Genomic DNA, 13,162 nt, shown 5'->3' with positions numbered 1-13,162 from the left:
GATGGATATTTAGGTATTGCGTCAGACGCAAGAGTAAATGCGTAAGGTGCACAGGGCCGCTAGCCTGTCGTTCATGCAGCACTCCCCGCACCATTCGCACCTGCACGAGCACGAGCACGGTCCGGACGACTCGGCTGTCGGCGACATGCTGGAACTCGACGCCGCGGTGATGGGTGCTTACCTCGACACCGCCATCCCAGGCGACGACCCACTCGACGTGCACATCGTGGCCGCAATGGACATTCACCGGTGGAATTCATTCCCCGACTGGACCGGCGCCATCGAGAAGGCCGGACTCGACGTCGTCGACCGTGTGGACCTGACCCTCGAGGTGGATATGTTGTCCGACAACGTGTTCCGGTATGGGGAGGCATGGTTCTCACATGTACGGCTGGGGCTTGCCGCCGAACTCTCCGAGGACGACCGTGCGACGCTCGACGCACTGGTCTCCGCCGAGCCGCAGATCATCACCGAGTACACCGACGACAGATCGGAGATCTTGTCATGAGTTTCGCTTCCACACCGTGCATCGACACCCTTGTGATCGGTGGCGGCCCAGCCGGACTTGCCGCAGCCATCGCACTGGCGCGGTCACTGCGCTCGGTGACCGTGATCGATTCGGGACACCAACGTAATGCCTCTGCGCAAGGTGCGCACAATGTCCTCGGTCGAGAGGGCATCGCGCCGCTCGAACTGCTCCGAGCTGGCCGTCGAGAGGCGGAATCCTATGGCGCACAGCTCATATCGGGCGAGGTGAAGTCCGTGACCCGTGTCGTGTCCGGCACCGACGTCGCGTTCGACGCGATTCTGGCCGACGAATCGACCGTGCGCGCCCGCCGCCTGCTGCTGGCCAGCGGCGTCGTCGACGAACTACCGGACGTCGATGGCCTCGCGCCGCTGTGGGGACGAGATGTCTTGCACTGTCCGTACTGCCATGGCTACGAAGTGCGCGGCGCGCGCATCGGCATCCTGGGCACGGGTTCCTCGGCGATGCATCAGACCCTGCTGTTTCGCCAACTCAGCCCGCACGTGGCGCTGATCGATCAGGGTATGCCGCCACTCTCCGACGACGAGCGCGCACAACTCGGCGCACTCGGCGTGGATCTCGTCGCTGGTCGCGTCAGGCAACTGGCGACCACCACGTCGGGACGTCTGCGTGCCGCGAAATTCGACGACGGGCGCGAACTCGAGCTCGACACACTTGTGGTCGCACCGCGTTTCGTGGCGAGAACAGCGCTGTACGAATCATTGGGCGGCGATCCGACCACGACGTCGGCGGGTGTGTACATCCCGACGAAGATGGGCGGTCAGACCCCACTCACAGGCGTGTGGGCCGCGGGAAACTGCGCCGATCCGATGGCTATGGTCGGCGCATCGGCCGCAGCGGGCACGCAGGCCGGCGCAATGATCAACGCCGACCTCGCCATGACCGATGCACGCAGGGCGGTCCACAGCGCGGCCGCGTTGTCGTCGATCGGGCCACAGTAGGGTGCTGCACGCCTCCGTTCAGCGGAGAGCGGCTACTCGGGGAAACCGTCGAGCACCGCACGAGTGCCGGACAGTCCGAGCCGGTTGGCACCAGCCGCGATGAGTTCGGCCGCGAAGCGCGCCGACCGGATGCCACCGCTGGCCTTCACCCCGACCGTCGGCCCGACGGTGTCGCGCATGATCCGCACGGCTTCGATCGACGCACCACCGGCCGGATGGAAGCCCGTCGAGGTCTTGACGTAGGCCGCGCCGGCGGCGACAGCCCGACGACACACCTCGGCAAGGGTCTCGGGACCCGCGACGTCGAGAAGTACCGCTGATTCGACGATCACCTTCAGCACGGCGGAGTCGCCGATCGCCTCGTGCACCGTGAGCACGTCGGTGAACACCTCGTCGAAGTCACCGGCGAGCGCGGCTCCGACGTCGATGACCATGTCGACCTCGTCGGCACCGGAGTCGACGGCCAGCCGTGCCTCCGCGGCCTTCACCAATGAATGGTGTTTGCCGGAGGGAAAGCCTGCGACGACGCACGACTTCTGTTCTCCCGTAGAGATCGGCAGCATCGACGGCGACAGACAGACCGCGTACACGCCGAGGTCGGCGGCCTCGGCGACCGTCGCCTCGGCGTCGGCACGGGTGGCTTCTGGCTTGAGCAGGGTGTGGTCGACGATCGCGGCGACGTCGGCTCGTCTCAGGTCGGTGTTGGTCACATAGGCGAGCTTGGCACACTGAGTGACGTGACCCTCGCAGACACCTCTGGCCGTCGTTATGTCCTGACCCTTGGCTGCCCCGACCGGACCGGCATCGTCGCACGGATCTCGACCTTCCTCGCCGACGTCGGCGGCTGGATCACCGAGGCGGCGTATCACTCCGACCCCGACACCGGGTGGTTCTTCACCCGACAGGCGGTGCGCGCCGACTCCATTTCGAGCGACATCGACGAGTTGCGCGAGCAGTTCGCCGCGGCCATCGCCGATTTCGGACCGGACACCGTGTGGAAGCTCACCGACAGCGGCGCCCAGAAATCAGTGGTGCTGCTCGTCAGCAAAGAGGGGCACTGCCTGACCGATCTACTCGGCCGCGCCGACCGTGGTGAGTTGCCCGCCCGTGTCGACGCCGTCATCGGCAACCACCGTGACCTCGAACAGCTCACCACACGCTTCGGGGTGCCGTTCCACCACGTGCCCTTTCCCGCAGGCGACAAGCAGACGTCCTTCGAGAAGGTCGCTTCGATCGTCGACGACCTCGACCCCGACGCCGTCGTCCTCGCCAGGTTCATGCAGATCGTGCCGCCCCAGTTGTGCGACCGCTGGGCGGGCAAGGCCATCAACATCCATCACAGCTTCTTGCCGAGCTTCATCGGAGCGCGCCCCTATCACCAGGCCTTCGCGCGCGGCGTGAAGCTGATCGGCGCGACGTGCCACTACGTCACAGCCGACCTCGACGCCGGTCCGATCATCGAGCAGGACGTCACCCGTATCGATCACGGCGACACCGTCAACGACATGGTGCGACAGGGACGCGACATCGAGACGCTTGTCCTCTCGCGTGGACTGCGCTGGCACCTCGAGGACCGCGTCCTGGTGCACGGCCGAAAGACCGTCGTGTTCAACTGAACTCGCGGACGGTCGACAGCAGGGAGTGCACAGTCGACGCCAGGGAGTGCACAGTCGGCTACAGGGAGTGCACAGTCGGCTACAGGGAGTGCACGGTCGACGGTCAGAAGTCGAAGCCGCCGAAGTCCCCGCCCCCGAAGTCCCCGCCCCCGAAATCTCCGCCGCCGAAATCCCCGCCACCCGAGTCGCCGCCGCCCCAGTCGCCGCCATCACCACCGGAATCGCCGCCGAAGTCACCGCCGCCATCGCCGCCGTCGATGCCTGCCATGTCGGAGCCGTCGCCGGCACCGCTCTCGAATGCCGCCGCGTCATAGGGGACGCCGTGCATTCCCGAGAACAGCGTCGAGAACAGCAGCATCGAGCCGACGCCCCAGGCGCCCGCGACGAGCGCGGGCTTCCACCACGGCTCGGAGTACCAGCCCGCGGGCACGGGACGTCCCGCCACGCGGCCGCCCGGGTAGTAGTTCGGTGTCCTCGACGACGGGCTGGGTGAGGCCTCGACCCTGCGGCCGTCGAAGTCGACCGTGCGGTCCTCGGTGACGGCCCCCGCGCTGCGCTGACCGTCGAGTTCCGGGATGGCAGGACCTGGGTCCATGTTCATGGCGGTCCGAGCCGCGCGGATGTAGTAGAGCCCCTCGATCGCGGTCTGCTTCGCGAGGCGGGCCTGCGCGGGCGAGTTGGCCTGATCGATCTGCGACCCGGCGGCGGTGTATCGCTCGCCTGCATCTGCGAGCGCCTGCTTGGATGCAGGCGAATCGCCGACGAGCATGTACACCTGCCCGCCGAGGCGTTCGATGACCTGGCGTGCGTCGGCCTTGGCGTCGTCGAGACTGCGGGCCTTGGAGGCGCCCGACCGCTGCTGCGACACCACCACCACCCCCACGACCAGGACGACGACGATGATGATCAGGAGCAGCGCGCTCATGTTTCCCTCCAACACGTGGGCGGCGGGCGCCCCGGAGAAATCGGACATTGCTCTTCTGAGGGTACCGACGTCACATGAGTCGGGCCTGTGACAACCGCAGCCGCACCGACCGGTCGGCGCCGCTCGCTCAGATGACGCTGCAGGTGTCCGCGTTCTGATCGGCGCCGGTGGCGGAGTTGGTCAGTGCGAGATCCTTGCCGTCGACGGCGAAGTCGACGCCGTCGTTGGTCACCTTGAGGTTCTTGACGTTCACCTGGTCGAAGAACGGGCCGAACATCGTCTTGGACACTCCGTCGACGATCTGCTGCGCGTAGTCGGAGGGGATGCCGAAGATGAAGGCACTGGCTTTCACGACCTCGAACCTGATGTGCCCGTTCTCGGTCGTCGGTTTGATCGTGGCGCTCACCGGAACCGGGATGAATCCCAGGTTGAACGAGGTACTGACGTCGACGGTGCCATCGGTTGCATTGCCCGTGATGGACTCGATGCTCGCGCCCTGGACGATCCCACCCGCACCGTTCTGGTCGGTGCCGCCACCACCCGACGTTCCGCTGCCGCCGTTGCCGCTCATCTCCTGCTTACCGAGGTCGACGACGTGCGAGAACGGGATGTAACCGCTTCCGTCGAGCGAACCGACCGTGGTCTTGTCACCCTCGGCGTCGATGCGGTCCGCGCGGATGTGCAGTCGGGTGCCGCCCGAACCATCGGTGGTGTCGACCTGCACCCACGGGATCTCGCTCCCGGTCGCCTGGAGCAGCATCGGCTTCTTGCTGAGGGAGACACTCGTCGGCACCCCGGTGAGGCTGCTGAACTGCTGACCGAGGCAGTCGGTGACCCGTTTACGCAAGATCAGTTCCGATGCCACCGCGCCGATGACGAGCACCAGAACCAGAGCTGCGGCAGTGATCCCGATGATCTTGGCCGTACGACGCCGACGAACGGGAGAAGTCCGGACGGGTTCGTCGGAGGGGTCGGGCTGGTCGATGACCGTCGTCGTCGGCCCGTGCTCGAATGCCTGGGTACCCCAGGTGGTCGCCGAATACGCGCGCGGACCGGGCTCAGTGGGCGCGGCGTCGAAGCGCTCGGTCGGCGGGTGATTGTCCGTCGGCGAGTGATTGTCGGTCGGCGCCTGGTCATTCGGGACACCGGCAGGCGGCGCCTGTGTCGGTTCGGCAACCGGGACCCACTCGGCTGCCTTCTCCGGTGAGTTCTGGCCGTCGGCCGACCGCGCGTGCGGTTCCTTCGCGTTCTCGTTCTCGTCGGTCATGGTGAGAGCACCTTCAGTCCGTGGTCGTCGATCTGCGGCTCGTCGGGTTCTGTGCCGAGACCGGTCGGATGGATTTCCGGTTGGCGAGGACGGCGATGCGCTCCCGTGCCGTCGTCACCGCCGTCAGGTCGATGTCGTGAGCCCGGACACATTTTCCGGACCCGTATGCGGCGACCACCGTACCCAAGGGATCTGTGATTTGGCTGTGGCCTACACCGGTCGGAGCACTCCCCTCGCGAAGAGCCGGATCGTCGGGTTCTGCCTGTCCGACGGCGACGACGTAGGCCGAGCAGTCGAGTGCCCGCGCGGTCGCAAGGACCTCCCACTGCGCGACCTTGCCTGGGCCCGCCCCCCAGGAGGCGGGCACGGCGATCACCTGTGCGCCCTGTTCGGCGAGTGCGATGAACAGATCGGGAAAGCGGATGTCATAGCAGGTCGCCACGCCCACGACGGTTCCTGCGACGTCGACGACCACCGGTTTGTCGCCCGCTGCCACCGTCCGCGACTCGCGGAATCCGAACGCGTCGTACAGATGGATCTTGTCGTAGGACACGGTGCTGCCATCCGGGTGAGCGATCAGCAGGGTGTTGAACACCCGACCGTCGTCGGCAGGCCTGAACATTCCGGCGATGATCGTGATGCGACGTTCGACCGCGATCTGCGAGACGTGCGTGGCCCACGGACCGTCGAGTGGTTCGGCGACCGGGCCGAGCGGAACCCCGAATCGGCACATCGTCGCCTCCGGGAATACGACGAGATCGGCGCCATCGGCGGCGGCCTGGGCCGCGACGTCTGCGACGACGACGAGATTGGCGGTCGGGTCATCGCTGGAGTTGATCTGTGCCATTGCGATGCGCATGGTGGCAAGACTAGTGGGCGGTCACCGGCCGAAACCACAGTCTCGCCACACCGTCGGCGCAACGACGGACCACGGAACCGTCAAGACGTTGTCGACGCTGCGCCCTCGAACCGGCGCGATGGGAACTCCCGCCGCGGTAAGCAGTCGTCGCGTTTCACGCCACCTCGCCCTGGGTCCGAATGCGGCCTGCGGGGCCGCGACGTCCCAGCATCGATCGGCGGCGACGAGGAGATCGTGCACGGGTTCGCCGGGCACGTTGCGATGGATCAGCGCCTTGGGCAGGCGCTCGGCGAGCTCCGATGGTCGGCCCGTGTGGGCGGGTGCCCAGCTCAGCGTGAGGCTGCGGGGGCCGTCGGCGTCGAGCAGCACCCATGTGCAGCGTCGACCGAGTTCATCGCACGTGCCCTCGACGATCACACCGCCGGGGGCTATCTCACCCGCCAGCTGACGCCACACCGGCCACACCTCGTGCTCGTCGTACTGGCGGAGTACGTTGAACGCTCGCACCACGTGCGGACGCAGACCTGCGAGTTCGAATCCGCCGAGGCCGAATCGAACACCGTCGCGGGGTGAAACCACGCGCTCGGGATCGATCTCGAGCCCCACCATCTCCAGGCCGGGCGCCACGACCCGCAATCGCTGAGCCATCTCCACGGTGGTGTCGGGTCGGGCTCCGTAGCCGAGGTCGACGACGAGGGGCGTGTCGGACGCTCCCAACGCCGACTGCACGGTCGGTTCATTCGCCATCCAACGGTCGACTCGACGCAGCCGGTTGATGTTCGTCGTACCGCGAGTGATTCGGCCTGCTGGTGTGTGTCGGCCGGGCCCGCTCACGTCGGACTAGAGGTTCTTCGCGACCCAGTCCGCCGCGTACTCCGCCTCCGCACGGAAGAGGTCGACGAGGTTGACCAGCATCAATTGCTCCAGCTTGCCATTGACGAACGGGATGAACACCTTGACCTCGGTGGTCTTCCGGATCGTGCAGCCGGTGTCGGTGGGAAACAGCTCCTGCCACCCGTTGAGACTGCCGGGCCCCGCGGGGATCGACGCGTTGTAGTCGCCCTTGGTGTTGTCGGGGTCGAACGGGCCGAACGACTCCTCGCGGGTGATGACCATGTCCTTCATGAGGACCGTCTGCGCCAACGGCGGGAGCTGGTTGCGTCCGATCGTCTGCTTGAGGACAACACGCATGCCGGTCTCGTCGGATCGAAAATCCTCGACCTCGCAGTGCGGCGAGATCATCTGAAAGCCGGCCATCATGTCGTCCCAGTACTGCTTGGTGCTCTGCGCTTCGTACAGCTTCTCCACGGGATGGGTGTAGCGCGCTGAGTAACTGAGCCGTCGTGCCATGGGTTTCAGGCTAACCGAGCAGGGTTCGGCCACCAAAAACCGGAGCGGGCGGCCCACCTGCACCGCAACGGGACACGCAGGCGCGGCGTCGGGCTCAGTGGCCGGACTTCTCCCAGGTGACGGTTTCGTCGTGCTCGGCGTCGAGCAGCTTGGTCAGCTCGTCGATGACCGCCTTCTCGATCTTGCCGCCGACGAACGGTATCGACACATTCGCGCTGCCGCTGTACTGCATCGAGGCGGGATCGCCGGTCACCGACACCGTGGCCTCGACCGTCGCAGGCGCGCCGCTGACCGACGCGGTCATCGTTCCGCTGATGGTCTCGCCGTTGCGCGTGAACACATTGCGTCGCGGGATCTCCAGATCGCCGGGGCGGACCTTGGTGATCATCGACGGCAGCTTGTCCTCGGGGATACCCTGCTTCATCTCGACGGTCACGGTGTCGCCGTCGAGGGAGAACGACTCGAGCACACCGTGACTCGAGTTGATGATCTGGAGCAGATCACGCCAATACTGCTCGGTGGTGATGATCTCCCAGTATCGCGCGGTGGAGAACGGGTAGGACACGGTGTGGTTCAGCGTGCTCGCCATGACTGAGGAGACTACCCGAGGGAGACTGCCCGAGCCGCCGCGCACCATCGGCCCGACGGCGCGCGCTCGGTTACCGTTACACGGTGATCGACAACCCCTCCGCCCTGCAGTCCGCGCCACTCGCCGACCTCACCACCCTGCGGGTCGGTGGCCCGGCGCACGCGATCGTGCACTGCCCGGACACGCGCAGCGTCGTCGAGGAGATCACCGCACTCGATGCCGACTCCGAACCGGTGCTTGTCATCGGTGGCGGCTCGAACCTGTTGATCTCCGACGACGGATTCGGGGGCACCGCCGTCGTCATCGAGAGCGCACGGATCGACTTCGGCACCGGCCGCGAATCCGGCCGCCCGCATGTGACGGCCGACGCAGGCGTTGTGTGGGACACCCTCGTCGCCGCAACGATCGACGCCGGATTCGGTGGGCTGGAGTGCCTTTCAGGGATTCCGGGTGCCGCCGGCGCCACTCCGGTGCAGAACGTAGGAGCGTACGGGGTGGAGGTCGCCGACGTGCTGCGCAGCGTTCAGGTACTCGACAGGCGAGCGGGAACATTGCGCTGGGTGTCACCGGGTGAGCTCGGATTGGGTTACCGGACAAGCACTCTGAAGTACCGCGATGACTTCGTCGTCGTCGCGGTCTCCTTCTGGCTCAACGACGATCGACTCAGCCAGCCGTTGCGCTATCGCGATCTCGCCGACCGGCTCGACGTCGCACGCGATTCGCGCGTCGATGCGTCACTCGTCCGCGAGACGGTGCTGACCCTGCGCCGCAGCAAGGGCATGGTGCTCGACGCCGACGACCACGACACCTGGAGCGCCGGTTCGTTCTTCACCAATCCGATCATCGGATCCGACGACGCGCCCGCGATCATGTCACGTATCCGCGAGCGCGTTGGTTCCGACATCTCGACGCCCGCGTTCCCGGTGGCCGATGGCGTCAAACTCTCGGCAGGCTGGTTGATCGAGCGGGCGGGGTACGCCAAGGGCTACCCTGGGCCGTCCTCACCTGTGCGGCTGTCGACCAAACACACTCTCGCACTGACCAATCGGGGCGGGGCGAGCGCCGACGAAGTCCTCGACCTCGCACGTGACGTCCGCGACGGTGTGCGCCAGGCGTTCGGTGTCACGCTGCATCCCGAGCCGGTGCTGGTCAACTGCTCCCTGTGACGAATGCCGTGCGCGGCCCGTCAGGAGCGGGCGGTGCGCACGTCGGTGTGCGATACCTCGCCGAGGATGTCGTCGAGGATCTCGTTGACACGCTCGGCCGCCTCGATCGTCGACATGTGACCCACCCCATCGAAGACGACCTCATCACGCAGGGAACCGTTACGGCGCAGGATCTCTGCCATCTCGTCGGCATGCCTGCGCGGGGTGAGCCGATCGTCGGTGCCCACGAGCACCGTCGTCGGCACCGGCAGCGCCTCGAGGCCCGCGGCGACGTCGAGACGGCCCATCGCCGCACCCCACCGCCCGCGCGCACGCGGCGGACACGACATGATCATCTTGTCCACGAACTCGACGTGTGAGGCGCGCGCCGACGATCCGAGTGCGACGTACTGCGACACCCGCGAGGTGAACGGCCCGTGCGGTAGCGGGGTCGACGCACTGGTCACGATCCGGCTGACCGCCGGAACGAACGGTTTGCTGTAGCGCGGCAGCCCCTCGGGGATGAGTAGATGATTCTGGATGACCGCCTGCGCCGCTGTGGACGCGAGCACCACCGCCGATACCGTCGTCGAGACCTTCTCGGGATGCTGTTTGGCCCACGACATGATCGTCATACCGCCCATGCTGTGTCCGACGAGAACAGCCCGACGGCCGGGCGGCACCACGGCACCGAGCACAGCGTCGAGATCCTGGCCAAGGGTGTCGATCGTCGGCCTACGTCGACCGAGTTCGCTGAGCCCATGCCCACGCTGGTCGTAGGCGACGACGGTTCGCGTGTCCGCGAAATAGTTGATCTGCGGGTTCCAGTAGTGGGTGTTGCACGTCCAGCCGTGCACCGCGACGATCACGTCGCCGGTATCGGCGGCATCCGGCTCGGGGCCGTAGATCTCGACATTGAGTTTCGTGGAATCGACGCTGGTGACGCTCCGCTGGACACGGGGCGCCGTCGGGTCGGCCAGGAGGTCGTCGGGCCCGTCGTCGACGGCAGGCGCAGACGACAGCACGCCACGCGCGATTCCGGCGACGTTCGTGCCTGCCCCGATCGCAACACCGCCGAGTCCGAGCGCTGCAGCGCCGAGCGCCAGGTTCCGCGTCTTCATACCCCTCACATCCCGTCAGCGTGTGTCCACCGTGTGGTGTGTCGCCCTGGTGCCTCGCACACCGGTGTCGATGAGGCCGGTCGCCTACGTGCCTGATCGGTCCTGATCGGCGAGGCCCTCACGGACACCGGATGGCGAGGATTCATCACGAACAACACCATTCGATGTAACACTACTCGTTGTCACATTAGGCGGGCTATCGCCCACCGCTGTCTCGGCGGGCGGTGTGCCCTCCGATGTGGTGTCCTCCGATGTGGCGGCGTCGAAGTAGGTCGACGCCTCACCGATGGCCTTCGAGATCTCGTCGTCGAGCGCTTTGCGGAACGTGGTCTCGACGATGTCGTGGGCCATCGGCCGCACCGTCTGGATCAGTTCGGCCATCTTGCTGACATTCGCCTCGCCGAGTTCGGGCAGCTTCTCGTCGAAGTACTTGTCGGTGATGATCGACACGAAGCTGCGTGCGGCGTCCTCCAGGTCGTCCTGGACGCGGACGAACCGGTCGAGCAGGACATCGATGTCGATGCCGCTCTTGACCAGCACCTCAGCACCCTCGAGGACCTCGGGGTTCTTGATCGCGTAGTGCGCCCCGTCTTTGACGAGAAGACCGAGTTTCTGCCCGAGCGCGATCGACTTGTCGGACGCGTTGAGCGTCTTGCGGAGCTCGGTGATGGTGATCGTGGCCGCGCGTTTGAAGTTGCGGAACCGCCCGCCCTTGGGTTCGCCCCGCAGAACGTGCTCGACCTTCATCCCGTAGTGCGCTGCATGCAGCAACTCGCTGATCGTCGCAAAGGTGTACCCGCGTTCGAGCATGCGGGAGATCAGATTGAGTCGGACCAGATGTTCGTCGGAGTACCACCCCGTGCGGCCACGGATCGTCGGAGCCGGAAGCAGTCCGCGGTCCTGATAGACGCGGATGTTGCGGACACTGACCCCTGACGCCTCCGCGAGGTCGTTGATCCGATACTCAGCCACGGATCACAGTGTATTCGCCGCGCCGCGGTGTTCCGACGCCCTGCTCCCCTGACTCGACGCAGCCGCTCCCGTGCGCAATAACTCGGGGCCGAATGTCTCAAAGTGAATTCGACTCTCCGGCACGTCCCGCTCGAGGAGTTGCGTGCGCATCGAGTCGAGGAAGCCGGTGGGGCCGCACAACATCGCATGCACACCGTCGACCAGGTCGATTCCGTCGAGCGACATGCGTCCGCGACGCACCGTGTCCGACCACAAGCCGTCGACGCCCTCTCTGTACCACTGATAGAGCCGAGCCGTGTCGATCGAGTCGACGAGCGTCCCGAGTTGGCCGCGGTGGGGTTGCCCGGCGCGCGAGTGGTCGGCGTGCAGCACGGTGACCTGCCTGTGGGTTCCCGACTCGGACAGCGCTGTGAGCAGACCGATGACCGGGGTGCATCCGATACCCGCTGACGCAAGCAGCAGTGGTGAATCATCTTCCGGCAGAATGAGATCTCCGAAGGGCATCGACACGTGCAGCATGTCACCCTCGAAGAGATTCTCGTGAATGTGAGTCGAGACCTCGCCTGCAGACTTCACGCTGATGCGCCACTCCGCACGTACGGATGGTGATCCGACGAGACTGTACTGACGGATCTGGCGCGCGCCGTCGGCAAGCGGAACCTGCACCGAGATGTACTGGCCCGGCGTGAAGCGAGGGAGATCACCGCCGTCTCCTCGCGCGAGAGTGAACGACACGGCATCCGGCGACACCTGTTCGCGTCGGAGCACCACGAGATCGCGCCACACCCGCCCCGGCGAGACCCCGGCCTCCGCATAAAGCCCGTTCTCCTCACGCACGAGCACATCGGCCATCTCCCAATACAATTCGTCCCACGCATTGGCAACCTCCGGCGTCACCGCATCACCGAGGACTTCGACGATGGCGCCGAAGAGATGCTCGTGCACGACGGCGTATTGGTCAGCGGTCACTCCCAATGACGCATGCTTGTGGGCAATGCGATCGATGATGAACCGCTGCCTGCGCAGGTCGGGCTCGAGTTGCAGGTGCGCGAACGCCGCTATGGAACCCGCGAGCGCCATGGGCTGCTCACCAGTGCGCTGATGAGTGCGATTGAACAGGTCGTCCAACAGGTCCGGGTGGGCGGCGAACATCCGCCGATAGAAATTGGGGGTGATTTCTCCGAGCGCTCCCTCGACTGCGGGCAGGGTGGCCGCAATGACGTCGCGAGTGGATGCAGTGAGCACGGATGACTCCGATCCTAGGGTTTCGCCGATCAGCGAAAACTGTTGCTGCCGAGAGTGTTCGGCACTATCTCCGACGACGCTCCTGCGCGTCGTCGGTCGTCGAGGGTGAGCAGTACCGCTCCGGTGGGGTCGGCGACGAGATCGCCGACCGTATGGTCGTCGAGAGCATCGAAGAATGCGCGCTGCGCCTTGGCGAGTGCGCCGCGCAGACGACAGGCCCGGCGCAGCGGGCAGGGCGTGTCGCCGTCACATTCGACGACTTCCTCGTTGCCCTCGAGGCTCGAGGCGAGCCAGCCGATCCGCGCGGTGCGGCCCAACTCCGTGATGATCAGACCTCCCGCGCGCCCTCGGCGCGAATGGACGACCCCGAGTTCGGCAAGACGCCCGGTCACCTTGCTGACGTGGGTGTACGGCACAGCCATCTCGTCGGCGAGTTCCCGCGTCGTCATCGACCCACTCGACACGGCCAGGCGCATCACCACGCGTAAGCCGATGTCGGTGAACCGCGTCATGTGCATGGGACCATCAGATCATAATTTGCATCTCAAATGCAGATTAAGCCGACGTGGCGATCGTCACGCCGCC

At 66.0% G+C, this 13,162-nt stretch carries 15 protein-coding genes; 4 read left to right on the top strand and 11 right to left on the bottom strand.

Translation table 11 applies throughout. The features are described from left to right. Window positions 1-73 precede the first annotated feature (73 nt). Both GOACH_RS06055 and GOACH_RS06050 read left to right on the top strand, forming a co-directional pair. Window positions 74-508, top strand: coding sequence for a hypothetical protein (locus GOACH_RS06055; protein WP_052003921.1), 435 nt, complete (start codon window positions 74-76; stop codon window positions 506-508). Continuing rightward, window positions 505-1,488: an NAD(P)/FAD-dependent oxidoreductase gene (locus GOACH_RS06050; protein ID WP_005172112.1), complete on the top strand. Its 984-nt coding sequence runs from the start codon at window positions 505-507 to the stop codon at window positions 1,486-1,488. Before GOACH_RS06055 ends, GOACH_RS06050 begins: the two co-directional genes overlap by 4 nt. A gap of 32 nt (window positions 1,489-1,520) precedes the next feature. Here the strand turns inward: GOACH_RS06050 and deoC are convergent, their stop codons facing one another. Continuing rightward, window positions 1,521-2,198, bottom strand: a complete 678-nt coding sequence (gene deoC / locus GOACH_RS06045; RefSeq protein ID WP_005172108.1) for a deoxyribose-phosphate aldolase — start codon at window positions 2,196-2,198, stop codon at window positions 1,521-1,523. A 27-nt stretch (window positions 2,199-2,225) separates the two neighbouring features. On the opposite strand from deoC, the gene purU reads away from it, so the two are divergent. After that, window positions 2,226-3,104 (top strand): formyltetrahydrofolate deformylase, encoded by an 879-nt coding sequence (gene purU / locus GOACH_RS06040; RefSeq protein ID WP_005172105.1) that lies wholly within the window; start codon window positions 2,226-2,228, stop codon window positions 3,102-3,104. A 103-nt stretch (window positions 3,105-3,207) separates the two neighbouring features. Here the strand turns inward: purU and GOACH_RS06035 are convergent, their stop codons facing one another. The 6 genes from GOACH_RS06035 to GOACH_RS06010 all read right to left on the bottom strand — a co-directional run bounded on the left by GOACH_RS06035 (window position 3,208) and on the right by GOACH_RS06010 (window position 8,094). Next, window positions 3,208-4,029: a hypothetical protein gene (locus GOACH_RS06035; RefSeq protein ID WP_040517939.1), complete on the bottom strand. Its 822-nt coding sequence runs from the start codon at window positions 4,027-4,029 to the stop codon at window positions 3,208-3,210. Window positions 4,030-4,156: 127 nt separating this feature from the next. Further along, window positions 4,157-5,296 carry an LmeA family phospholipid-binding protein gene (locus tag GOACH_RS06030; protein ID WP_005172100.1) on the bottom strand — a complete coding sequence of 380 codons (1,140 nt, stop codon included), beginning with the start codon at window positions 5,294-5,296 and terminating at the stop codon, window positions 4,157-4,159. A gap of 13 nt (window positions 5,297-5,309) precedes the next feature. Beyond that, window positions 5,310-6,155, bottom strand: coding sequence for a carbon-nitrogen hydrolase family protein (locus GOACH_RS06025; protein ID WP_005172098.1), 846 nt, complete (start codon window positions 6,153-6,155; stop codon window positions 5,310-5,312). 21 nt (window positions 6,156-6,176) lie between these two features. Further along, the gene (locus tag GOACH_RS06020; RefSeq protein WP_005172095.1) at window positions 6,177-6,902 is read right to left on the bottom strand and encodes a hypothetical protein; all 726 of its coding nucleotides are present in this window, start codon (window positions 6,900-6,902) and stop codon (window positions 6,177-6,179) included. A 93-nt stretch (window positions 6,903-6,995) separates the two neighbouring features. Then, complete coding sequence (locus tag GOACH_RS06015) at window positions 6,996-7,505, bottom strand: DUF2505 domain-containing protein (protein ID WP_005172092.1); 510 nt, start codon at window positions 7,503-7,505, stop codon at window positions 6,996-6,998. Between the two features lie 94 nt (window positions 7,506-7,599). Then, on the bottom strand, window positions 7,600-8,094 hold the full coding sequence (locus GOACH_RS06010; protein ID WP_005172090.1) for a DUF2505 domain-containing protein: 495 nt from the start codon (window positions 8,092-8,094) through the stop codon (window positions 7,600-7,602). Between the two features lie 83 nt (window positions 8,095-8,177). Here GOACH_RS06010 and GOACH_RS06005 point away from each other — a divergent pair, with 83 nt between their 5' ends. Continuing rightward, window positions 8,178-9,260, top strand: a complete 1,083-nt coding sequence (locus tag GOACH_RS06005; protein ID WP_005172088.1) for a UDP-N-acetylmuramate dehydrogenase — start codon at window positions 8,178-8,180, stop codon at window positions 9,258-9,260. Window positions 9,261-9,280: 20 nt separating this feature from the next. Here the strand turns inward: GOACH_RS06005 and GOACH_RS06000 are convergent, their stop codons facing one another. From GOACH_RS06000 to GOACH_RS05985, 4 genes are all read right to left on the bottom strand, one after another. Continuing rightward, window positions 9,281-10,360 (bottom strand): alpha/beta fold hydrolase, encoded by a 1,080-nt coding sequence (locus GOACH_RS06000; RefSeq protein WP_005172086.1) that lies wholly within the window; start codon window positions 10,358-10,360, stop codon window positions 9,281-9,283. An 84-nt stretch (window positions 10,361-10,444) separates the two neighbouring features. Next, window positions 10,445-11,332, bottom strand: coding sequence for a MerR family transcriptional regulator (locus GOACH_RS05995; RefSeq protein WP_005172084.1), 888 nt, complete (start codon window positions 11,330-11,332; stop codon window positions 10,445-10,447). 3 nt (window positions 11,333-11,335) lie between these two features. Then, window positions 11,336-12,577, bottom strand: a complete 1,242-nt coding sequence (locus GOACH_RS05990; protein ID WP_005172083.1) for a globin domain-containing protein — start codon at window positions 12,575-12,577, stop codon at window positions 11,336-11,338. Between the two features lie 29 nt (window positions 12,578-12,606). Continuing rightward, the gene (locus GOACH_RS05985; protein ID WP_005172081.1) at window positions 12,607-13,095 is read right to left on the bottom strand and encodes an RrF2 family transcriptional regulator; all 489 of its coding nucleotides are present in this window, start codon (window positions 13,093-13,095) and stop codon (window positions 12,607-12,609) included. Window positions 13,096-13,162: the final 67 nt, after the last annotated feature.

Source organism: Gordonia aichiensis NBRC 108223 (assembly GCF_000332975.1).
GTDB lineage: Bacteria > Actinomycetota > Actinomycetes > Mycobacteriales > Mycobacteriaceae > Gordonia > Gordonia aichiensis.
This window is presented reverse-complemented; position numbering and strand designations above follow the sequence as displayed.

Coding starts and splice junctions, on each gene's coding strand:
- GOACH_RS06015 (WP_005172092.1), bottom strand. CDS start 7,505: ATGGCACGACGGCTCAGTTACTCAGCGCGCTACACCCATCCCGTGGAG.
- GOACH_RS06030 (WP_005172100.1), bottom strand. CDS start 5,296: ATGACCGACGAGAACGAGAACGCGAAGGAACCGCACGCGCGGTCGGCC.
- GOACH_RS06055 (WP_052003921.1), top strand. CDS start 74: ATGCAGCACTCCCCGCACCATTCGCACCTGCACGAGCACGAGCACGGT.
- GOACH_RS05985 (WP_005172081.1), bottom strand. CDS start 13,095: ATGCACATGACGCGGTTCACCGACATCGGCTTACGCGTGGTGATGCGC.
- GOACH_RS06035 (WP_040517939.1), bottom strand. CDS start 4,029: ATGAGCGCGCTGCTCCTGATCATCATCGTCGTCGTCCTGGTCGTGGGG.
- GOACH_RS06000 (WP_005172086.1), bottom strand. CDS start 10,360: ATGAAGACGCGGAACCTGGCGCTCGGCGCTGCAGCGCTCGGACTCGGC.
- GOACH_RS06010 (WP_005172090.1), bottom strand. CDS start 8,094: ATGGCGAGCACGCTGAACCACACCGTGTCCTACCCGTTCTCCACCGCG.
- GOACH_RS06050 (WP_005172112.1), top strand. CDS start 505: ATGAGTTTCGCTTCCACACCGTGCATCGACACCCTTGTGATCGGTGGC.
- GOACH_RS06020 (WP_005172095.1), bottom strand. CDS start 6,902: ATGGCGAATGAACCGACCGTGCAGTCGGCGTTGGGAGCGTCCGACACG.
- GOACH_RS06025 (WP_005172098.1), bottom strand. CDS start 6,155: ATGCGCATCGCAATGGCACAGATCAACTCCAGCGATGACCCGACCGCC.